This window comes from Streptomyces sp. 147326, assembly GCF_045000215.1.
Lineage (GTDB): Bacteria > Actinomycetota > Actinomycetes > Streptomycetales > Streptomycetaceae > Streptomyces.
Genome location: NZ_CP134201.1, coordinates 2,869,993 through 2,891,190 on the forward strand (window position 1 = coordinate 2,869,993; position 21,198 = coordinate 2,891,190).

The 21,198-nt window shown below is 72.0% G+C and carries 15 protein-coding genes; 5 read left to right on the top strand and 10 right to left on the bottom strand.

Annotated elements, in window-relative coordinates:
* Positions 1 to 9: 9 nt before the first annotated feature.
* Entirely contained in the window at positions 10 to 936 is a 927-nt protein-coding gene (locus RIU97_RS12450) for a proline dehydrogenase family protein (RefSeq protein WP_383563467.1), read from the bottom strand.
* Between the two features lie 160 nt (positions 937 to 1,096).
* On the opposite strand from RIU97_RS12450, the gene RIU97_RS12455 reads away from it, so the two are divergent.
* Complete coding sequence (locus tag RIU97_RS12455) at positions 1,097 to 2,434, top strand: PucR family transcriptional regulator (RefSeq protein ID WP_404956171.1); 1,338 nt, start codon at positions 1,097 to 1,099, stop codon at positions 2,432 to 2,434.
* A gap of 436 nt (positions 2,435 to 2,870) precedes the next feature.
* On the opposite strand, the gene RIU97_RS12460 is transcribed toward RIU97_RS12455, so the two are convergent.
* Together RIU97_RS12460 and RIU97_RS12465 are read right to left on the bottom strand one after the other, a co-directional pair.
* On the bottom strand, positions 2,871 to 3,113 hold the full coding sequence (locus RIU97_RS12460) for a hypothetical protein (protein WP_404956173.1): 243 nt from the start codon (positions 3,111 to 3,113) through the stop codon (positions 2,871 to 2,873).
* Between the two features lie 350 nt (positions 3,114 to 3,463).
* A complete protein-coding gene (locus RIU97_RS12465) occupies positions 3,464 to 4,057 on the bottom strand; it encodes a TetR/AcrR family transcriptional regulator (protein ID WP_404956175.1) in 594 nt (197 codons plus the stop codon).
* A gap of 89 nt (positions 4,058 to 4,146) precedes the next feature.
* Between RIU97_RS12465 and RIU97_RS12470 the strand changes: the two genes are divergently transcribed.
* Positions 4,147 to 5,703 (top strand): MFS transporter, encoded by a 1,557-nt coding sequence (locus tag RIU97_RS12470; protein WP_404956178.1) that lies wholly within the window; start codon positions 4,147 to 4,149, stop codon positions 5,701 to 5,703.
* Between the two features lie 69 nt (positions 5,704 to 5,772).
* Here the strand turns inward: RIU97_RS12470 and serA are convergent, their stop codons facing one another.
* The 6 genes from serA to RIU97_RS12500 all read right to left on the bottom strand — a co-directional run bounded on the left by serA (position 5,773) and on the right by RIU97_RS12500 (position 15,500).
* Positions 5,773 to 7,362 carry a phosphoglycerate dehydrogenase gene (gene serA / locus RIU97_RS12475; RefSeq protein WP_404956180.1) on the bottom strand — a complete coding sequence of 530 codons (1,590 nt, stop codon included), beginning with the start codon at positions 7,360 to 7,362 and terminating at the stop codon, positions 5,773 to 5,775.
* 241 nt (positions 7,363 to 7,603) lie between these two features.
* Positions 7,604 to 8,605, bottom strand: a complete 1,002-nt coding sequence (gene ilvC / locus RIU97_RS12480) for a ketol-acid reductoisomerase (RefSeq protein WP_404956182.1) — start codon at positions 8,603 to 8,605, stop codon at positions 7,604 to 7,606.
* Positions 8,606 to 8,733: 128 nt separating this feature from the next.
* Entirely contained in the window at positions 8,734 to 9,258 is a 525-nt protein-coding gene (gene ilvN / locus RIU97_RS12485) for an acetolactate synthase small subunit (protein WP_030010002.1), read from the bottom strand.
* A gap of 32 nt (positions 9,259 to 9,290) precedes the next feature.
* Entirely contained in the window at positions 9,291 to 11,177 is a 1,887-nt protein-coding gene (locus tag RIU97_RS12490; RefSeq protein ID WP_404956185.1) for an acetolactate synthase large subunit, read from the bottom strand.
* 204 nt (positions 11,178 to 11,381) lie between these two features.
* Entirely contained in the window at positions 11,382 to 14,270 is a 2,889-nt protein-coding gene (locus RIU97_RS12495) for a putative bifunctional diguanylate cyclase/phosphodiesterase (protein ID WP_404956187.1), read from the bottom strand.
* Positions 14,271 to 14,552: 282 nt separating this feature from the next.
* On the bottom strand, positions 14,553 to 15,500 hold the full coding sequence (locus RIU97_RS12500) for a 2-hydroxyacid dehydrogenase (protein ID WP_404956189.1): 948 nt from the start codon (positions 15,498 to 15,500) through the stop codon (positions 14,553 to 14,555).
* Positions 15,501 to 15,573: 73 nt separating this feature from the next.
* Between RIU97_RS12500 and RIU97_RS12505 the strand changes: the two genes are divergently transcribed.
* From RIU97_RS12505 to RIU97_RS12515, 3 genes are all read left to right on the top strand, one after another.
* The gene (locus RIU97_RS12505) at positions 15,574 to 16,581 is read left to right on the top strand and encodes an aldo/keto reductase (RefSeq protein WP_404956191.1); all 1,008 of its coding nucleotides are present in this window, start codon (positions 15,574 to 15,576) and stop codon (positions 16,579 to 16,581) included.
* A 105-nt stretch (positions 16,582 to 16,686) separates the two neighbouring features.
* Positions 16,687 to 17,922 (top strand): PQQ-dependent sugar dehydrogenase, encoded by a 1,236-nt coding sequence (locus tag RIU97_RS12510; RefSeq protein WP_404956193.1) that lies wholly within the window; start codon positions 16,687 to 16,689, stop codon positions 17,920 to 17,922.
* Positions 17,923 to 17,973: 51 nt separating this feature from the next.
* Positions 17,974 to 18,144, top strand: coding sequence for a DUF6191 domain-containing protein (locus RIU97_RS12515; RefSeq protein WP_361763709.1), 171 nt, complete (start codon positions 17,974 to 17,976; stop codon positions 18,142 to 18,144).
* On the opposite strand, the gene RIU97_RS12520 is transcribed toward RIU97_RS12515, so the two are convergent.
* Positions 18,107 to 21,175 (bottom strand): AAA family ATPase, encoded by a 3,069-nt coding sequence (locus RIU97_RS12520; protein ID WP_404962822.1) that lies wholly within the window; start codon positions 21,173 to 21,175, stop codon positions 18,107 to 18,109. The genes RIU97_RS12515 and RIU97_RS12520 overlap by 38 nt on opposite strands.
* Between the last annotated feature and the right edge of the window lie 23 nt (positions 21,176 to 21,198).

Sequence of the window (21,198 nt, forward strand, 5' to 3'; positions counted from 1 at the left end):
AGTTCTTGGCTAGTTCTTGGTGATCATCGAGCGGAGGAAGAACAGCAGGTTGGCCGGCTTCTCCGCGAGGCGGCGCATGAAGTAGCCGTACCAGTCCGTCCCGTACGCGGTGTACACCCGCATCCGGTGGCCCTCGGCGGCGAGCCGCAGGTGCTCTTCGCTGCGGATGCCGTACAGCATCTGGAACTCGTACTCGTCCAGCTTGCGCCCGGCCTGCCGGGCCAGTTCCTGGCCGATGGCGATCAGCCGCGGGTCGTGGGACCCGATCATCGGGTAGCCCTCGCCCTCCATCAGGATCTTCATGATCCGGACGTACGCCTTGTCGATCTCCGCCTTGTCCTGGTACGCGACCTCGGCGGGCTCCTTGTAGGCGCCCTTGACGATCCGGACGCGGCTGCCGGCGGCGGCCAGGCGGCGGGCGTCGGCCTCGGTGCGGAAGAGGTACGCCTGGATCACGCAGCCGGTCTGCGGGAAGTCCCGGCGCAGCTCCTCGTGGATGGCGAACATCGAGTCGAGGGTGGTGTGGTCCTCGGCGTCGAGCGTCACGGTGGTGCCGATGGCGGCCGCGGCCTCGACGACCGGGCGGACGTTGGCGAGGGCCAGCTCGTGGCCGCCCTCCAGCGCCTGGCCGAACATCGACAGCTTCACGGACATCTCGGCCTTCTCGCCGAGGCCGAGCTCCGCGAGGCGCTCGATGAGCTGGAGGTAGGCGTCCCGGGCGGCGTAGGACTGCTCCACCTCGGTGATGTCCTCGCCGACGACGTCGAGGGTGACCTCGAGGCCGTTACGCGTGAGGTCCTCCACGATCGGGATGACCTGGTCGACCGTCTCGCCGGGGATGAAACGGTTCACCACGGGCTTGGTCACCGGGGCGGCAGAGACGATACGGCGCATCTTGTCGCTGCGCGAAGCGGCGAGGATCACGGGACCCAGCACGGGGGCACCTCCAGCGGGTGGCAGAAGAAAAGCGCAAGTAAAACCACCGTGAAACCTAAGGATCGCTTTGATCCTCTGCCATCGACAGCTGTCACGCATCCGTGTCCCGGATCTCATACATCTGTCTGAAGGGTCGGTCCCGGGGTGGGAGAATGTCGGGGTGAAGGGCGATTACCAGGACCTGGTGGACGAGATCTCGGCGCTGCTCGGCGCCCCGGCGACCCTGGAGAACCGGGACTTCCGCCTCATCGCCTTCGGCGCGCACGACAGCGATGACGATCTCGCGATGGACCCCGTACGGACCCGCTCGATCCTGACGCGGCAGTCGACGGCGGCCGTCCGTTCCTGGTTCGAGGGCTTCGGCATCGCCCGCGCCACCGGTCCCGTCCGGATCCCGGCGGCGCCCGACGCGGGGGTGTTCCGGGGGCGGATCTGCCTGCCGGTGCGGTTTCGGGGCATCGTGCAGGGCTACGTGTGGCTCCTCGACCAGGAGCCCGGAAAGCCCGGCCCCGAGCCGGCGGCCCTGGCCGCGGCCATGGAGGTGGCCCAGCGGATCGGGGTGCTGCTCGCCGAGGAGGCGAAGGCGGGGGCCGACCTGTCGCGGGAGTTCCAGGCGGTGCTCACGGCCGGGCGGGGCTGGCAGCAGGACATGGCGGTGGCCGCGCTGCGGGCCGCCCTCGGCCCGGGCGGGGACGGGCTGCACGCGGCGGTCTGCGTGGCGCCGTGGTCCGGGGAGGCTCCCGCGTCGGTACCGGGCGCGGCAGCCGTGTGCCTCGTACCGCGGCGGGGCGCAGGCGAGCACGAGGCGGGCTCGGCCGGCGAGCTGGCCCTGGCGGTCCTGCTCCGGCTGCGCTCGACGGACGCGCTGGCCCCGGCCCTGACGGCGGTGGCCCGGCTGCTGCCGCGCGCGGCGGAACCGGCGGGGACGGCCGGAGCGGGCGGCCCGGGCGGAGCCGCCGGCCCTGGCGGAACGGCCAAGGCGGGCGCGGCGGGCAAGGCGGGCCCAGCGGGGAAGGCGGGCGCAGCCGGGAAGGCGACCGCGGCGGCCAAGGGCGGGGCCAGGCTCCCGGCCGGGCCGGCCCGCCGGATGACCGCGGGTGTCGCCGACCCCGTCCGGGGCCTCGCGGAGCTGCCCGCCGCCTGGGAGCAGGCCGTCGCCGCGGCCCGGGCGGCCGTCGCGCAGCCCCGGCTCGGCCCGGTCGCCCAGTGGTCGGCGATCGGCCCGTACCGGCTGTTGGCGACGCTCGCCGCCGATCCGGTGGACGATCCGGCGGCGCGCGCCCTGCTGGCTCCGGCGCACCGCGAACTCGCCCGCACCGCCGAGGTGTTCCTGGACTGCGCCGGCCAGGCGGGCCGCGCGGCGGCCGCCCTGGGCATCCACCGCCAGACCCTCTACTACCGCCTCGCCCGGGTGGAGCAGCTGACCGGGCTCGATCTGGACGAGGGCGAGGACCGCCTGCTGCTCCACATGGCCCTGAAGGCCGCCCGCCTGACGTAGGGGATCTCCGGCCTGCCGGCACCGGACCGGTACGGCTCCCCCGGCGTACCGGAGTTGAGGGAGGCCGAACGGCCGGTGCCCGGCGGCCACCAGGTGCCGGTGCGGGTCCGCGCGGCCGCGGTCGACGCGCGCGACTCGCACCTCATGCGGGGCGACCCGTACGGGCCCGGCGGGCCGAAGGTGAAGGTCCGGCGCGCGGACGGGTCAACGGCACGTCAGGCGGGTTGGCCGCCTTCGCCGTTCGGATCGGGTCCGCGGAACGGGGACGTGGTCCGGCCCCTCGGCGCCGACCGCGTCGTCGGCCACTCCCGGGAGGACTTCACCCGCGGCGACCGCGCGCCACGACCCCCGGTGCTCGACCGTACCTGTGCGCTCCGCGAGGTGCCCGAGGCCATCAGATACCTCGAAGTGGAGCACGCACGGGCGGAGGTGGTCGTCACGGTGTGGCGGTCGCGCGCGCCACCTGCGGCCGCGGCTCCCTGAGGAGTGCGCCCGTCGCGGCGTCTATGACGAGCCGGGCGCCCAGCGGCCGGGCCGGCGTGACCGGGACCGTCTCCATGCGCGTCGCCGCGTCGCAGGACGTGCCCGGTTGGGCGTCGGCCACGATCCGGCCGGCCAGCACCACGGTGTCGGCGCCCTCCAGGACGTACCCCGCAACGGTGAACAGCCGGGCCGGCACCCGGGCCGGGCCGCGGCTGGTGCGTACGGCGGTCTCGCCGAAGCGGACGTCCGTGACCGCCAGCGCGGGTTCGCCGTCCGGGCCCCGGTCCAGCTCCCCGTACGCCCGAGCCGCGTTCTGGAGCGACAGCGTGAGCGTGGCGCCACCGCCGTTGCCGTCGGGACCACCGCCGCCGGGCCTGCCGCCAGTACGCTCACGCGCACCGCGGGCCCGGAACCGTCCCTCGCCCAGCTCCTCGTTCCCGTTCCCGCCCCCGCTCCCGCACCGGCTCTCGCCACGTCGACTCCCCCTCGCCCCGGGCCGATTCGGGGGTGGGACGGGACGCCGTCGGCGGTGGTTCCCGCTTCCGCTTACTCCCCGTCCCCGCAACCCCGGGGACGCGTCATCGCCTCGGCCGCCCGGCGCATGCCCTCGGTGAACTCCTCCGCCGTGGCCGCCGACTCCGGATCGAACAGCCACTGGATCATCAGGCCGTTCAGCAGCGCCTGGTAGAAGGTGCCGAGCGTGCGCACGTCCCGGTCGTCGAGCTGGTCCTCGGGGGTGCCGGTCAGGATGGAGATCAGGCCGCGGCGCCCCTCGGCCTGCGAGGCGGCGAGCATGGACCGCAGTTCCGGCCGCTGGTCCCTGCCGAGCGCCACCTCCAGGCTGGCCGCCCAGACCGGACCCGACTTCTCGTGTGCCGCGAGGACGCCCTCCCAGAAGGCGCGGAACCGCTCCAGCGACCCGCCCTCACCCTCCAGGCCGCCCTGGAAGACGGCGCCCCACTCCTCCATCAGGCCGATGAAGGCCTGGGTGAGCAGGGCGTCCTTCGAGCCGTAGTGGTAGCCGATGGACGCCAGGTTGGTTCCCGAGGCGCTGACGATGTCGCGCGCGGTCGTGCGCACGAACCCCTTCTCGACCAGGCACTTCTTGGCGCCTTCGAGCAGATCTTCGCGATGTCCCATGGCCCCACGGTAGCAAGACAACCGTCCCAGACATCAGTTCTATACAGTTGTCATAGACGACCGTTTAAGACATGTGTATATTCCTGCTCATGACAAACCCCGCCGCCACAGCGCGACTCGCCGGCCGCCGCGAATGGACCGCCTTCACCGTCCTCCTGCTGCCCCTGCTCCTGGTGTCGATGGACGTCTCCGTCCTCTACTTCGCCATCCCGGCCATCACCGACCAGCTCGCCCCGAGCGCCACCCAGCAGCTCTGGATCTTCGACAGCTACGCCTTCGCCCTCTCCGGCCTGCTGATCACGATGGGGTCGCTCGGCGACCGGATCGGCCGCCGCAAGCTGCTGCTGATCGGCGCGACCGCCTTCGGCATCGCCTCGGTCTGCGCCGCCTACGCCACCAGCGCAGAGATGCTCATCGCGGCCCGCGTCCTGCTCGGCATCGGGGGCGCGACCCTGATGCCCTCCACGCTGGCCCTCGTACGGAACCTCTTCCAGGACGACAAGCAGCGCGGCAAGGCCATCGCCATCTGGTCCGGGGCCATGACCGGCGGGATCGCCCTCGGTTCGGTGCTGAGCGGCGTGATGCTGAACCACTTCTGGTGGGGCTCGGTCTTCCTCATCAACGTGCCCGCGATGCTGCTCCTGCTGCTCCTGGTCCCGGTCCTGGTCCCGGAGTTCAAGGACCCGGCTCCCGGCCGCTTCGACCTGCTGAGCGTCCCGCTGTCCACGGCCGCCGTGCTGCCGGTCGTCTACGGCCTCAAGGAGATCGCCGCCGAGGGCTTCGAGCCGCTCTACCTGGGTAGCCTCGCCGTCGGCCTGGCCTTCGCGTACGTCTTCGTCCGCCGTCAGCGCACCCGCGGCGACGCCATGATCTCCCGGGCCCTCTTCCGGGGCCGCGGCTTCGGCGCGGGCATCGCCCTCAACACCCTCGCCGCCTTCGCCGTGATGGGCTCGGCCTACTTCACCACCCAGTACCTCCAGTCGGTGCTCGGCATGGGCACCCTGGAAGCGGCCCTGTGGAGCCTCGCCCCCTCGGTCGTCATCGGCGCCGCGGCCCCCGTCTCCGCCGCCCTGGCCCAGAAGGTGGACCGGGGCTACGTCATCGCCGGCGGGTTCACCCTCGCCGCCGCCGGCTTCGCCCTCTTCAGCCTCGTGGACACCGACTCCCTGTGGCTGGTCCTGACCGGCGCCGGGGTGCTCTCCTCGGGCGTCGTCGCCGTGATGTCCCTGGTCTCCGACATGGCACTCGCCACGGCCCCCGCCGAGAAGGCCGGCTCCGCCGCCTCCCTGCTGGAGACCGGAACGGAGTTCGGCGGCGCCCTGGGCATGGCGGTCCTCGGCAGCCTGGGCACCGCGGTCTACCGCAGCGACCTGGCGGACTCCGAGCCCGCCGTGCGGGAGACCCTGGGCGGGGCGGTGGCCGCCGCCCACCGGATCGGCGGGGAGGCGGGCGAGCAGGTCCTGACCCTGGCCCGGGAGGCCTTCGTCCACGGAATGCAGTACGCGGCCTGGGGCGGCGCGGCGCTGCTGCTCGGTGCGGCCGTGCTCGCCGCGGCTCTGATGCGGGGCATCGAAGCCCCGGCCCCGCCCGCGGCGGAGCAGGCCGAGGCACCCGCGGACGGCGCTGCGGTGCCGGCGTACAACTGATCGGGACAGGGCGGAACGACGTGAAAGGGCCCGGGGGAATCCCCCGGGCCCTTCGCCGTGTCACACGGGTCAGCCGAGGCTGACCGTACGTGCCGAAACGGCGCCGATCTCGGCGGAGATGTCCGCGAGGACGTTCGCCGGCACCTCGGCGTCGACGGTGAGGACGGCGAGCGCCTCGCCGTGCTCCTCCGCACGGGCGACCTGCATGCCCGCGATGTTCAGACCGGCCTCGCCGAGAACGCGGCCGACGGTGCCGACCACGCCCGGGCGGTCGGTGTAGCGCAGCACGACCATGTAGTCGGCGAGCGCCAGGTCCACGTCGTACTCGCCGATGCCCACGATCTTCTGCAGGTGCTTCGGGCCCGCGAGCGTGCCGGAGACCGAGACCTCCTGACCGTCCGACAGGGTGCCGCGGACGGTCACCACGTTGCGGTGGTCCGGGGACTCCGAGCTGGTGGTCAGGCGTACCTCGACCCCGCGCTCCTGTGCGAACAGCGGGGCGTTGACGTAGGAGACCGTCTCGTCGACGACGTCCTCGAAGACACCCTTGAGCGCGGAGAGTTCGAGCACCTTGACGTCGTGCTGGGTGATCTCGCCGCAGACCTCGACGTCGAGGCGGACCGCGACCTCGCCCGCGAGGGCGGTGAAGATGCGGCCGAGCTTCTCGGCGAGCGGGAGCCCCGGACGGACGTCCTCGGCGATGACGCCGCCCTGGACGTTGACCGCGTCCGGCACGAGCTCGCCGGCGAGCGCGAGGCGCACCGACTTGGCGACCGAGACGCCGGCCTTCTCCTGGGCCTCGTCCGTGGACGCGCCGAGGTGCGGGGTGCAGACGACCTGGTCGAGCTCGAAGAGCGGGGAGTCCGTGCAGGGCTCCTTCGCGTACACGTCGAGACCGGCGCCGGCGACGCGGCCCTCCTTGATGGCCGTGTACAGCGCGGCCTCGTCCACGATCCCGCCGCGGGCGGCGTTGACGATGCGGACGGAGGGCTTCACCTTGTGCAGGGCCTCGTCCCCGATGAGACCGAGGGTCTCGGGGGTCTTGGGCAGGTGCACGGTGATGAAGTCGGCGACTTCGAGGAGTTCGTCCAGCGTCAGCATCTTGACGCCCATCTGGGCGGCGCGCGCGGGCTGCACGTAGGGGTCGTACGCGACGATCTTCATACCGAAGGCCGACATGCGCTGCGCGACCAGGACGCCGATGCGGCCGAGGCCGACGACACCGAGGGTCTTCTCGCTGAGCTCGACACCCGTGTACTTGTTCCGCTTCCACTCACCGTTCTTCAGGGCGGTGTTGGCCTGCGGGATGTTGCGGGCGGTGGCGACGAGCAGACCGCAGGCCAGCTCGGCCGCCGTCACGATGTTCGAGGTCGGGGCGTTGACGACCATCACGCCGGCCTTGGTGGCGGCGGAGACGTCGACGTTGTCCAGACCGACGCCGGCGCGCGCGACGACCTTCAGCTTCTTGGCGACGGCGACGGCCTCGGCGTCGACCTTGGTCGCGGAGCGGACCAGGATCGCGTCGACGTCGACGATCGCGGGCAGCAGCTCCGCGCGGTCGGCTCCGTTGACGTGCCGGATCTCGAAGTCCGGACCGAGCGCGTCCACCGTGGCGGGCGACAGCTCTTCGGCGATGAGTACGACAGGTTTCGAGCTCACGTGGGTCATCCTCACAAGTCCAGTGCGGACGGCCGTCCCGACGGCCGCAGGCGGTGGAGGGGGTAGCCGCGTGGAAGACGCACGACGCTGTGGGCCTGACGCGTATGTGTTGAGCAGTGTAGTGGCGCTGACGGACCGGATTTCCGCCTGTACGGAAGGATCACCCTTCCGGGGTTGGCCGGGTTGGACAAGCGACGCGCGGCAGGGCCGGGACACACCGCCCCGGCCCCGCCGTCCACGATCAGCTCTCGTCGCTGTCGACCCAGCTCATCAGCTTGCGCAGCTTCTTGCCGGTGGTCTCCAGCAGGTGCGCCTCGTCGGCCTTCTTGTACTCGTTGTACTTCGGCAGACCGGCCTTGTACTCGGCCATCCAGGTGTTGGCGAACTCGCCGCTCTGGATCTCCGCGAGGACCTTCTTCATCTCGGCCTTGGTGGCGTCCGTGATGATGCGGGGGCCGGTGATGTAGTCGCCCCACTCGGCGGTCTCGGAGACCGACCAGCGCATCTTCTCCAGGCCGCCCTCGTACATGAGGTCGACGATGAGCTTCAGCTCGTGCAGGCACTCGAAGTACGCGATCTCCGGCTGGTAGCCGGCCTCGGTCAGCGTCTCGAAACCGGCCTTGACCAGAGCGGACGCGCCACCGCAGAGGACGGCCTGCTCACCGAACAGGTCGGTCTCGGTCTCCTCGGTGAAGGTGGTCTTGATGACGCCGGCGCGGGTGCCGCCGATGCCGGCCGCGTACGAGAGCGCGAGGGCGAAGGCGTTGCCCGAGTAGTCCTGCTCGACGGCCGCGATGCACGGAACGCCGCGGCCCTCCTCGTACTGGCGGCGGACCAGGTGGCCTGGGCCCTTCGGGGCGACCAGGGCGACGTCCACGTTGGCCGGGGGCTTGATGAAGCCGTAGCGGACGTTGAAGCCGTGACCGAAGAACAGCGCGTCGCCGTCCTTGAGGTGGTCCTTGATGGACTCCTCGTAGATCTCGGCCTGCAGCGGGTCCGGGGTCAGGATCATGATGACGTCGGCCCAGGCGGCGGCCTCGGCCACGGGGACGACCTTCAGGCCCTGCTCCTCGGCCTTGGCCTTGGACTTCGAGCCCTCCTTCAGGCCGACGACGACGTCGACGCCGGAGTCACGGAGCGACAGCGCGTGGGCGTGGCCCTGGCTGCCGTAACCGATGACCGCGACCTTGCGGCCCTGGATGATGGACAGGTCGGCGTCGTTCTCGTAGAACAGCTCGGCCACTGGGATATCTCCTTGGTGCGCTGGTGTTGCTCCCACCGTACGGCGGGGAACGGAATCTGAGTCTGCCGGTCTCGCCATGCGAGCCGAGCGTGTCTGGCGCGGCTTGGGCGGCCGCTGCGCCGGCCGGGTCAGGCGCTGCGGTCGAGCGCGCGCAGACTGCGGTCCGTGATGGACCGTCCGCCACGCCCTATGGCGATCGTGCCGGACTGCACGAGCTCCTTGATGCCGAAGGGCTCCAGCATCTTGAGCATCGCGCCGAGCTTGTCGGAACCGCCGGTGGCCTCGATGGTGACGGCCTCCGGGGAGACGTCGACCGTCTTGGCGCGGAACAGCTGGACGATCTCGACGATCTGCGACCGGGTCTCGTTGTCGGCGCGGACCTTCACCAGGACGAGTTCACGCTCGATGGCGTTGTGGGACTCCAGCTCGACGATCTTGAGCACGTTGACCAGCTTGTTCAGCTGCTTGGTCACCTGCTCCAGCGGGAGGTCCTCGACGTTCACGACGATCGTGATGCGGGAGATGTCGGGGTGCTCGGTGACGCCGACCGCGAGGGAGTCGATGTTGAACCCGCGGCGGGAGAACAGGGCGGCGATCCGGGCGAGGATGCCGGGCGTGTTCTCGACCAGGACGGAGAGCGTGTGCTTGGACATGTGAGGCGTTCTCTCTCTCAGGCTCTCTCGGCTCAGTCGTCTTCGTTGTCGCCGAAGTCGGGACGGACGCCCCGGGCGGCCATGACCTCGTCGTTGGAGGTGCCGGCGGCGACCATCGGCCACACCATGGCGTCCTCGTGGACGATGAAGTCGATCACGACGGTACGGTCGTTGATCGCATTGGCCTCGGCGATGACCTTGTCCAGGTCGGCCGGGTCCTCGCAGCGCAGCGCCACGCAGCCCATGGCCTCCGAGAGCTTGACGAAGTCCGGGACGCGCGTGCCCTTGCGGGGCGCGATGGACTCGCCGAGCTGGGAGCCCACGGTGTCGTGACCGGTCTCGTCGGCGTGCAGGACGGTGTTGGAGTACCGCTGGTTGTAGAACAGGGTCTGCCACTGGCGGACCATGCCCAGCGCACCGTTGTTGATGATCGCGACCTTGATCGGGATGTTGTTCAGGGCGCAGGTGACCAGTTCCTGGTTGGTCATCTGGAAGCAGCCGTCACCGTCGATCGCCCAGACCGTGCGCTCGGGCATGCCGACCTTGGCGCCCATCGCGGCCGGGACCGCGTAGCCCATGGTTCCGGCGCCGCCGGAGTTCAGCCAGGTGCGGGGCTCCTCGTACTTGACGAAGTGCGAGGCCCACATCTGGTGCTGGCCGACACCGGCCGCGAAGATCGTGCTCTTCGGTGCGAGCGCGCCGATCCGCTCGATGACCTGCTGCGGCGAGAGGCTGCCGTCCGCGGGCAGGTCGTAGCCCAGCGGGTAGGTGTCGCGCCAGCGGCTGAGGTCGTTCCACCAGGCGGTGTAGTCCCCGGCGTTGCCCTCGGTGTGCTCGGCCTGGACGGCCTGGATCAGGTCGGCGATGACCTCGCGGGCGTCACCGACGATCGGGACGTCGACCGCGCGGTTCTTGCCGATCTCGGCCGGGTCGATGTCCGCGTGGATGATCTTGGCGAAGGGGGCGAAGCTGTCCAGCTTGCCGGTGACGCGGTCGTCGAAGCGGGTGCCGAGGGCGATCAGCAGGTCCGACTTCTGCAGTGCGGTGACGCCGGTGACACTGCCGTGCATGCCCGGCATGCCGACGTGCAGCGGGTGGCTGTCGGGGAAGGAGCCCAGCGCCATCAGGGTGGTGCAGACCGGGACGCCGGTCAGCTCGGCGAGGACCTTCAGCTCGGCGGTCGCGCCGGACTTCATGACGCCGCCGCCGACGTACAGCACCGGGCGCTTGGCCTGGCAGATGAGCTTGGCGGCCTCGCGGATCTGCTTGGCGTGCGGCTTGGTGACCGGCCGGTAGCCGGGGAGGTCCTGGGTGGGCGGCCACGAAAAGGTGGTCTTCGCCTGCAGGGCGTCCTTGGCGATGTCGACCAGGACCGGGCCGGGGCGGCCGGTGGAGGCGATGTGGAAGGCCTCGGCGATCGTCCGCGGGATGTCCTCGGCCCTGGTGACCAGGAAGTTGTGCTTGGTGATCGGCATGGTGATGCCGACGATGTCCGCCTCCTGGAAGGCGTCGGTGCCGATCGCCTTGGAGGAGACCTGGCCGGTGATCGCGACGAGCGGGACGGAGTCCATGTGCGCGTCGGCGATCGGGGTGACCAGGTTGGTGGCGCCCGGGCCGGAGGTGGCCATACAGACGCCGACCTTGCCGGTGGCCTGCGCGTAGCCGGTGGCGGCGTGGCCGGCCCCCTGCTCGTGGCGGACCAGGATGTGACGGACCTTCTTGGAGTCCATCATCGGGTCGTACGCGGGGAGGATGGCACCTCCCGGAATCCCGAAGACGGTGTCGCACCCCACCTCTTCGAGAGAGCGGATGAGGGACTGCGCACCCGTGACGTGCTCAACTGCGGCGGACTGCTGTCCGCCGGAACGGGGCCGCGGCTGCGGATGGTGGGCCCCGGTGGCCTGCTCGGTCATCGGCATTCTCTTCTCGAAGCTGAGGGTTTTACGCGGATTCGACTCTGTGCCAGTGCAACAAAAAACCCCTCGTGCCAGGAGGCAAGCGAGGGGAGCGCGTCGGGGGTGTTGAGCGGGGACATGCAGGTCCCTGCTTCAGCCGACGCGCTTTCCAAGTACGAGAATTCGGGTGCGCATGGCACTGACCCTCCCTCCGGCGGGAGGGTGATGTCAAGTAGGTGGGACGGGCGTCTCATTATGTGAGCCTCTGCGGATGGCCATCGAGCCCCCGGGGGAGCCGCCGGCCAGAGCCGGCTGAGCCGCTCCGCCCGGTACTGGGAACGTACCGCGCACCAGCGCACGGCGCAGCCTGTACTCGTCGAGGGGGCCGGAAAAGGCCATTCCCTGGCCGTGCGTGCAGCCCATCGCACGCAGGGCCATCACCTGCTCGGGGAGGTCGACCCCGTCGGCCACCGAGCGCATGCCCAGATCGTTTGCGATCCGCAAGAGGCCGGCGGTGATCTTGTGCAGGCGGGCCGACTCGACCACCCCCTCCACCAGGCCCCGGTCCAGCTTGAGCATGTCCACGGGCAGCCGGCGCAGGGCGCTGATGGCCGCGTAGCCGCTGCCGAAGCCGTCCAGGGAGATGCCCACCCCGAGCCGGTGCAAGGCCGTCAGGCGGCGCTCCAGGTCGTCGAAGGGCACCCTGGGGTCGGATACCGCGAGCTCCAGCACCAGGGATCCGGAGGGCAGGCCGTGCCGGGTCAGCAGGGCCTCCACGGAGCCGAGCGGCATGGCGCGGTCCAGGAGCCGCTGGGCGGTCATCCGCACCGCCACCGGTACGCCGCGCCCGGCCCGGTGCCGGTCGGCGGCCTGCTCAACGGCCTCCTCCAGCAGCCAGCGCCCCAGCTCGGCGGTGCGCGAGGCGTCCGGGCCCGGGCCGCCGGGGCCTCCCGCGCCGCCCTCGCTGTACTCGGCGACCCGGAGGAACTCGGCCGGCGTGAACAGGATGCCCTGGGCGGAGCGCCAGCGGGCCTGCGCGGCGACGGCCGCCACCTCGCCGGTGGACAGCGAGACCACGGGCTGGTGCAGCAGGGCGAACTCCCCCTCGTGGAGTGCGGTCCGCAGCCGGCCCGCCAGCTCGGCCTTCCGTACGACCTCGGCCTGCATCTGGGGGGCGTACATCTCGACGCGGTCCTTGCCGCCGGCCTTGGCCCGGTACATCGCGAGATCCGCGTTGCGCATCAGGTCCGAAGGGGTGATGCCGGGGTCGGCGAAGGCCGCGCCGATGCTGGCGGCGACGCGCACCTCGCTGCCGCCGATCCGGTACGGCTGGGAGAGGGTGGTGCGCAGCCGGTCGGCGATCTCGCGCACCTGGTACTCGCGGGCGCTGCGGTCGCGGTTCCCGTCGCCCAGGATCAGCGCGGCGAACTCGTCGCCGCCGAGGCGGGCCGCGGTGTCCCCGGCCCGGACCGAGTCCTGGAGCCTGCGCGCGGCCTCGATGAGCAGCTCGTCGCCGGCCTGGTGGCCGATGGTGTCGTTGACCGCTTTGAAACCGTCGAGGTCGATGAAGAGCACCGCGGTGCTGTGGTCCCCCGCGCGCCGGCCGGTCAGGGCCTGGCGCACCCGCCGGGTGAAGAGGGCGCGGTTGGGCAGGTCGGTCAGCGGATCGTGCTCGGCGCTGTGCTGGAGCTGGGCCTGGAGCCGGACCCGCTCGGTGACGTCCCGGCTGTTGAGGATGAGCCCGCCCTGGTGGCGGTTGACGGTGGACTCCACGTTGAGCCATTCGCCGCCGCCCGACTTGAAGCGGCACTCGATGCGGGTGGTGGGCTCCTCGGTCGGCGGTGCGGCGAGGAAGCGGCGTACCTCGTGGACCACCCGGCCGAGGTCGTCCGGATGGATGAGGGTCGCGAGCTCGGTGCCGACCAGCTCCTCGGCCTCGCGGCCGTAGACCCCGGCGGCGGCGGGGCTGACGTAGCGCAGGGTCCCGGTGGGCGCGGCGATCATGATGACGTCGCTGGAACCCTGGACCAGGGAGCGGAAGTGGTTCTCCTTCTGGGCCAGTTCCTGGGTGAGCGCGATGTTGTCGAGGAGCATGATGCCCTGCCGGATGACCAGGGCGAGCACGACCGTGCAGCCGGTGAAGACGACCATCCGGTCGACCTTCCGGCCGTCCACGACGTTGTAGAGGATGCCGAGGGTGCACACGGCGGCCGCGAGGTACGGGGTGAGGGCGGGCAGGGAGCCGGTGATCGGGCGGCTGTGCGACCGGTCCCCGCGCACGTGCACGGCCGGCTCCTGGCCCGGGTGGAGGCGCCGGGCGCCCCAGGGTGCGTACGCGAGCAGCAGCGAGCCGGCGAACCAGCCGGCGTCGAGCAGCTGTCCGGACTGGTACTCGGCGCTCAGCAGGGGCGAGGTGAACAGCGCGTCGCTGAGCACGGTCAGGGCCAGTGCCGCGATGGCGGTGTTGACGGCGGAGCGATTGGTCTCGCTCCGCCGGAAGTGCAGGACCAGCACCATCGAGACGAGCGCGATGTCCAGGAGCGGATAGGCGAGGGAGAGCGCGGCGCGCGGGACGCTGCCCGGGGCGCCGGACTGTGCGGTTCGAGCCGCGTGGGCCAGGGCCAGGCTCCAGGACAGGGTGAGCAGGGAGCCGCCGATGAGCCAGGAGTCGAGCCCGAGGCACACCCAGCCGGCGCGGGTGACGGGCCGTTTGGCGAGGACGAGCAGGCCCACGATGGCGGGCGGGGCGAAGCAGAGGAAGGCGAAGTCGGCGATCGAGGGCTTCGGGACGGGTTCACCGAGGATCACCTCGTACCAGCCCCAGACCGCGTTGCCGCCGGCCCCCATGAGGGAGGAGAAGGCGAAGAGCAGCCAGGCGGGGCGTTCGCGGCTGTCGATGGCGCGCGCGTACGAGAAGCAGGAGACGGCGGCGAGCAAGCCGGCTGCGCTCAGTCCGAAGTCGCCCATGATCTCGGCGACTTCCTCCGAGCCCCAGTTGAGGGCGGCGCCGACGGCGTACCCGCCGCAGATCACCGCGAGGAGCAGCTGCATCGCCAGGCCCCTGCCTCCGCCCGAGACGGACGGGCGGTTCAGGAGCGCCGCCCCCGGGGCACTCACCGGTCCCCCTCGCCGGCTGATTCCGGTGCAGCCCAGTCTCGACAGCGTCGCCTCCGGCGGCTGTGCCGCATCGGATCCTTCGTCCATTGGCCGTGCATCGCCCGTCGCCCCCCAAAGTGTCCGATCACTCCCCAGCGCCAGACGTTCGTGGCGCAGCCCCTTGTTCCGGACGATACACCACTTTCGTCACTCAGGGACATAGTTCCTCTACTCTCCGTTACCGAACGAGGAGGGATGTCCACTGTGCGCGTCCGGGTGAATGCGGAGCGTGCGCAACATGCGTCACTCGGTGATCAGCACCGTGTGCTCCAGGGGCTCGCCGGCGGCGAACAGACCGAGCTGGCGTACCAGCAGACGCTTGGCGCGTGGCTCGAACGCCGTGCTGCTGCCGCCCACATGAGGCGTAATCAGGACGTTCGGCGCGTGCCAGAGCGGGTGGCCGTCGGGCAGCGGCTCGGGATCGGTGACGTCGAGCGCCGCGCGCAGGCGGCCCGACTCGACCTCCGCCAAGAGGGACTTGGTGTCGACGACGGGGCCGCGGGACACGTTCACCAGCAGGGCGCCGTCCTTCATGCGGCTCAGGAAGTCGGCGCCGGCCAGGCCCCGGGTGGCGTCGGTCAGCGGCGTCACGAGGATCACCACGTCGGCCTGCGGCAGGAGGCCGGGCAGGTCGGCGAGGGCGTGCACGGGCCCGCGCCCGGTGGTCCGCGCCGTACGGGCCACGCGCGCGATCCGCCCGCATTCGAAGGGCACGAGCCGGTCCTCGATGGCCGAGCCGATCGATCCGTAGCCGATGATCAGAACGTTCTTGTCCGCGAGTGCGTCGTAGAAGCCGGAGCGCCACTCCTCGCGGTCCTGGCCGCGGACCATGCCGGGGATGCCGCGCAGGGAGGCGAGGGTGAGGGCGAGGGCGAGCTCGGCGGTGCTGGCCGTGTGGACCCCGGCGGCGTTGCACAGCCGTACGCCGGGGCCGAGGTCTCCGAGACGGCCCAGCACGTCGTCGATGCCGGCGGTCAGGGTCTGGACGACCCGGACGGCGGTCATCGCGGCGAGGGGGCGCACGGTGACCTCGGCGGACTTCATGTAGGGGGCCACGTAGAAGACGCAGTCGGCCGGGTCGGCCGGGAAGGCGTCCTCGCCGTCCCACACGCGGTACCGGAAGGAATCGGGGAGGCCGGCGACCTCCTCGGCGGGGAAGGGGAGCCAGACGTCCTGGGGCGTAGCAGTCATGATCACGAGGCTATGCCAAGCCGTCTTGATCAAGCCGTTAGTTTGGTGGCCGGAGCGGGAGGGGGACGCAGCGGTGGAGCGCAGGTCGATCGGGGCGGGGGCGCTGACCGTGGGCGCCGTCGGCCTCGGCTGTATGCCGATGAGCTGGGCGTACGCGCCTTCGCGGCGGCGGGGACAGGAGTCGCTGGCGGCCGTGCACGCGGCGCTGGACCTGGGGGCGAACCTGCTGGACACGGCCGACGTGTACGGGCCGTTCACCAATGAGCTGCTGCTAGGGCGCGTCCTGCGGGAGCGGCGGTCCGAGGCGTTCGTCTCGGCCAAGGTGGGTCTGCGGGCGGGCGACCAGCATGTGGTCGCGGACGGGCGGCCCGGCTATCTGCGGCGGGCCTGCGACGCCTCGCTGCGGCGGCTGCGGACCGATGTCATAGACCTCTACCAGTTGCACCGGGTGGACCCGGAGGTGCCCGTGGAGGAGACCTGGGGGGCCATGGCGGAGCTGGTGGGCGCGGGGAAGGTGCGCGCCCTCGGCTTCTGCGCGCTGGGCGCCGGGGCCGGGCCGGGGGCGGGGCGCAGCGGGGACCGGGGGTACCGGACGACGCTGCGGCACCTGGAGCGGCTGCAGCAGGTGTTCCCGGTGAGCGCGGTGCAGGCGGAGCTGTCGGTGTGGTCCCCGGAGGCGGCGTGGCAGCTGCTGCCGTGGTGTGCGGCGCGCGGGGTGGGGTTCCTGGCGGCGATGCCGCTGGGCAGCGGGTTCCTCACCGGGACGCTCACGCCGGGTGAGGGTTTCGAGCCTCAGGACGTGCGGGCCCGGCATCCGCGGTTCACGGCGGAGGCGATGGCGTCGAACCAGGTGCTGGTGGCGGGGCTGCGGCGGGTGGCGCGGCGGCACGGGGCGGAGGTCACGGCGGCGCAGGTGGCCCTGGCGTGGGTGCTGGCGCAGGGGCCGCAGGTGGTGCCGGTGCCGGGGGCCGACCGGGCGCACTGGGCGGCGGAGAACGCGCGGGCGGCGCAGGTGCGGCTCTCGGCCGGGGACCTGGCCGAGATCGCGGCCCTGCCGGTCGAGGTGGGAGCCTGGGACTGACCGACAACCACTCGATCGAGTGTACGAGTGGTGGAACTTCGGGAACTGCCGCAGCTGTTGAGACTGGTGAAGGGCACGATCGGAGGACCGGAAGGGAGCAGGGCGATGCGATACGGAAGTTCTCCCGGGCAGGTGGGGTACGAGGCGTTGGGCGCGCGGCGCCGGGGCGCGCTGGCGGCGGTGGCGCTGGCGGGGTGCGGCGCTCTGCTGGCGGCGGGATGCTCGCCGGCCGGCGCCCCCGGGGCGGAGCGGGGGAGCTCTCCACCGGGCACGGCCGCGGCCGGCGCCGGGTCGGCGGGCCCGTCGGGGAGCGCTTCCGCCACACCGGAGGCCACCGGGCCGCCGGCGAAGGGCGCGGTGACGGTCACCGGCGAGGTCGCCAAGGGTCTGGAGTCGCCGTGGGGCGTGGCCGAGCTGCCGGGCGGGGACCTGCTGGTCGCTTCGCGGGACAAGGGGACGATCAGCAGGGTCGCGGTGGGCTCGGGCGCGGTGACGCAGATCGGTGAGGTGCCGGGGGTGGCCCCGGGCGGCGAGGGCGGGCTGATGGGCCTCGCGCTGTCGCCGTCCTTCGCTTCGGACCGGCTGGTGTACGTCTACTTCACGACCGAGTCCGACAACCGCATCGCCCGGCTGCGGTACGACGAGCACAGAGCCGCCGGACAGCAACTGGGCGCACCGGACACCGTGTTCCGGGGCATCCCCAAGGGCCTCGTGCACAACGGCGGCCGGATCGCTTTCGGCCCGGACAAGATGCTCTACGCGGGGACGGGCGAGACCGGTGACAAGGGGCTCGCGCAGGACAAGAAGTCCCTGGGCGGCAAGATCCTGCGGATGACCCCCGACGGGGATCCGGTGCACGGCAACCCGGAGGCGGATTCGGTCGTCTACTCCTACGGGCACCGCAATGTGCAGGGCCTCGCCTGGGACAAGGACAAACGGCTGTGGGCGGCCGAGTTCGGCCAGAACACCTGGGACGAGCTGAATCTGATCGAGCCCGGAGCGAATTACGGCTGGCCCGAGGCCGAGGGGAAGGCGGGCAAGCCCGGCTTCCGGGATCCGGTGGCCGTGTGGAAGACCGACGAGGCGTCGCCGAGCGGGATCGCCTGGGCGCAGGGTTCGGTGTGGATGGCCGGGCTGAAGGGCAACCGGCTGTGGCGCATACCGCTGGCCGGCACGGAGCCGGTGGCGGAACCCGAGGCCTTCCTGGAGGGCCAGTACGGCCGGTTGCGGACGGTGGTGGCACTCGGCGGGGACCGGTTGCTGCTCGTCACGAGCGAAACGGACGGCCGTGGATCGCCGGAGGCGGGCGACGACAGGATCCTGACTCTGACGGTGCGGTGACCAGCACGTCCCCGGAAGGGGACCACAGGGACGGTGGGCGCGGTGTTCAACATGATCGAGGAGCTGTTCAACCCGGGGCGCAAGCACACGAACGAGGAGAAGAAGCGGCTGGAGCTGTCCCGGACCGATGTGAATGACAACGATCCGGGACGGGGGCCGATAGACCTCGACTCCGGCAGAGTGCTCATACGTCCTGCCGAGCAGCCTCCGGACGGAAGCTGACCGGGACCGGCGGGGCGAAGAGCCGCAGCCGGTGGGCGAGGGCGGCCGCTTCCCCGCGGCCGGCGACACCCAGCTTCGCCAGGATGTTCGAGACGTGCACGCTCGCCGTCTTCGGGGAGATGAAGAGCTCCTCGGCGATCTTGCGGTTGGTGCTGCCGGCCGCCACCAGGCGCAGTACGTCCCGCTCGCGGCTGGTCAGGCCGAGGGCCTCGGCCGGATCGGTCTGCGGTGCGGGCGCAGCGGCGGGCTCGTCGGCGTCGGTCAGCGGGAGCCGGGCGCGCTGGGCGAGCAGGGCCAGGTCCTCGCGCAGTCGGCGTGAACCGATCCGCTCGGCGGTGGCGTAGGCCTCGCGGAGCAGGGCGGCCGCGGGCTCCCGTTCGCCGCCGGCGGCCAGCAGCGCCTCGGCGAGCCGGTGGCGGGCCCGGGCCAGCAGGTACGGGCGCTCCAGCGGACGGACGGCCTCCTCGACGGCGGTCCAGTCGGCGGGGGTGTCCCTGGCCTCGGCCCGGAGCAGCTCGGCCCGCACGTACTCGGCGTGGGCGGTCCACAGCGGGACCGGGGTGGCGAGGGAGCGGGCGGCGGCGCGCAGTACGCCCAGGGCGCAGTCCCGGCCGGCGTCGGCGGCCGGGAGGCCGCGGGCGTCCGCCTCGGCGGAGGCGGAGGCGAGCAGCAGCGGCCAGGCGTAGCGGTGGTGGCCGAGCGGGAACCCGTAGGCGATGGCGGCGGCCGTCTCGGCGCGCACGTCGGTGATCCGGCCCTCCCCCGCGGCGAGCCCGATCGCGAGGCGGTAGAGCGGTATCCGGTGCTGGGGCTGGACGTCGTGGGTGCCGAAGTGGGCGTGGGCGGCGGCGAGCTGGTGGGCCGCCTCGGCCAACTCGTCACGGGCCAGGGCCAGGTAGGCCAGGCGTGCGGAGCCGGAGCCGCGCGGGGCCGCGCTCTGGCCGACTAGCAGGGCGCGCCGGGCCGCCTCGGTGGCCTCGTCCCAGCGGCCGAGGCTGCAGAGGCTCTCGGCCATGTTTCCGCAGACCCAGGCCTCGCTGTCCAACAGCCTGGACTTCTTTACCAGTTCGGCCCCTTGTTCGGCCAGTTCCACGGCTTCGCGGGACCGGCCCATGCTTTCCAACTGAGAGGTGAGATTGACATGCGCGCGCCCTGCCAGCTTGGCGAGACCGAGCTTGGCGGCCCGTTCCTTGACCGCGTGCAGCTCGGCGAGTCCGGCCGAGCCGTCGCCGGAGTCGGTGAGCAGGCAGCCGACGGTGATCCGGGCGTTGAGCTCGGTGTCCTCGGCGCCGAGCATGCGCGCGTACTCGACGGCGCGTTCGGCGGCGGCGAGGTTGTCGGGGCCCGGCTGGTGGAGCATCCCCCAGGTCGCGGCCCGGACCAGGACCTCGGCGTGCACCTGGGACGGGGGCAGCCCCCGGACGAGGTCCTGCGCCTTGGCTATCTCCTCCCAGCCGTCGCCGCGGCCGAGGCTGGCGACCAGCCGGGAGCGCTCGGTCCAGAACCACGCGGCCCGCAGCGAGTCGCGCTCCTCCTCCAGCAGGCGCAGCGCCGTCTTCGTGATCTTCAGGGCGCGTTCGCGCTCTCCGCCGTAGCGTGCCGCGACGGTGGCCTCGGCCAGCAGGTCGATCCGCCGGAGCGGGGTGGCGGCCGAGTCGTCGCAGCCGCACGGCGGGTACACCTCGGTGTAGTCCGCCGGGCGGAGCGCCTCGCGGACCTCCTCCGGAGCGCTGTCCCACAGGTCCATGGCCCGCTCCAGCAGGCGCAGCTGCTCGGAGTAGGCGTGCCGGCGGCGTGCCGCCACGGAAGCGGCCAGTACGGCGGGCAGTGCCTTGGCGGGGTCGTTCGCCTGGTACCAGTAGCTGGCCAGCCGGATGACCCGCTCGCCGGAGCGGATCAGGGACTCGTCGGCCTCCATGGCCTCGGCGTAGCGGCGGTTGACCCGGGCCCGTTCGCCGGGCAGCAGGTCGTCGCTGACGGCCTCGCGGACCAGCGAGTGCCGGAACCGGTAGCCGTCGCCGTCGGGGGTGGCGAGCAGGATGTTGGCCCCGACCGCGGCCCTCAGCGCTTCGATCAGCTCGTCCTCGGTGAGCCCGGCGACGGCGCGCAGCAGCGGGTACTCCACGGTGGAGCCGCCTTCGGCGACGATCCGCACCAGGCGCTGGGTCTCGTCGGGCAGGACCTCGACGCGGACGAGGAGCAGGTCGCGCAGGGATTCGGTGAGTCCGGTGACGCAGCCGCTCTCCCGGGAGGCGACGAGTTCCTCGACGAAGAAGGCGTTGCCGTCGGACCGGTCGAAGACGGAGTCGACGAAGTCCTCGTCGGGCTGCGCAGCGAGGATGCCGGCAAGCTGGCGGCGCACTTCCGCGCGGTTGAAGCGGGCCAGTTCGATGCGGTGGACGGTGCGGAGCCGGTCGAGTTCGGCGAGGAGGGGGCGCAGCGGGTGGCGGCGGTGGACGTCGTCCGCGCGGTAGGTGGCGACGACGACGAGCCGGCCGCTGCCGAGGGTGCGGAAGAGGTAGGAGAGCAGGTGCCGGGTGGAGGCGTCCGCCCAGTGCAGGTCCTCCAGGACGAGGACGACGGTGCGCTCGGCGGCGAGCCGCTCCAGCATCCGGGCGGTCAGCTCGAAGAGCCGGGCGGTGCTCTCCTCGTCGTGCGGGCCGCGCGGGGTGTCGCCGAGTTCGGGGAGGATCCGGGCGAGTTCGTCCTCCTGGCCGGCGGTGGCGGCGGCCAGTTCCTCGGGGAGCATGCGGTGCAGTGCACGCAGGGCCGTCGAGAAGGGGGCGAAGGGAAGTCCCTCCGCCCCGATCTCCACACAGCCTCCGACGGCGACGACGGCGCCGCGGCGTTCTGCCGCGCAGATGAACTCCTCGGTGAGGCGGGTCTTTCCGACCCCCGCCTCACCGCCGATGAGCATCGCCTGCGGCTCCTGGCCGGCGGCGCGGGTCAGTGCGCCGGTGAGTACGGCCAGTTCGTCGGCGCGGCCGACGAACACCGGGCTGACAGATCTGGTCTCCACGTCGCCGAGCATCGCACAGCTGTCCGGGCCGGCGG

Coding starts and splice junctions, on each gene's coding strand:
- RIU97_RS12465 (WP_404956175.1), bottom strand. CDS start 4,057: ATGGGACATCGCGAAGATCTGCTCGAAGGCGCCAAGAAGTGCCTGGTC.
- RIU97_RS12470 (WP_404956178.1), top strand. CDS start 4,147: ATGACAAACCCCGCCGCCACAGCGCGACTCGCCGGCCGCCGCGAATGG.
- ilvN (WP_030010002.1), bottom strand. CDS start 9,258: ATGTCCAAGCACACGCTCTCCGTCCTGGTCGAGAACACGCCCGGCATC.
- RIU97_RS12490 (WP_404956185.1), bottom strand. CDS start 11,177: ATGCCGATGACCGAGCAGGCCACCGGGGCCCACCATCCGCAGCCGCGG.
- RIU97_RS12500 (WP_404956189.1), bottom strand. CDS start 15,500: ATGACTGCTACGCCCCAGGACGTCTGGCTCCCCTTCCCCGCCGAGGAG.
- RIU97_RS12510 (WP_404956193.1), top strand. CDS start 16,687: ATGCGATACGGAAGTTCTCCCGGGCAGGTGGGGTACGAGGCGTTGGGC.
- RIU97_RS12515 (WP_361763709.1), top strand. CDS start 17,974: ATGATCGAGGAGCTGTTCAACCCGGGGCGCAAGCACACGAACGAGGAG.
- RIU97_RS12520 (WP_404962822.1), bottom strand. CDS start 21,175: ATGCTCGGCGACGTGGAGACCAGATCTGTCAGCCCGGTGTTCGTCGGC.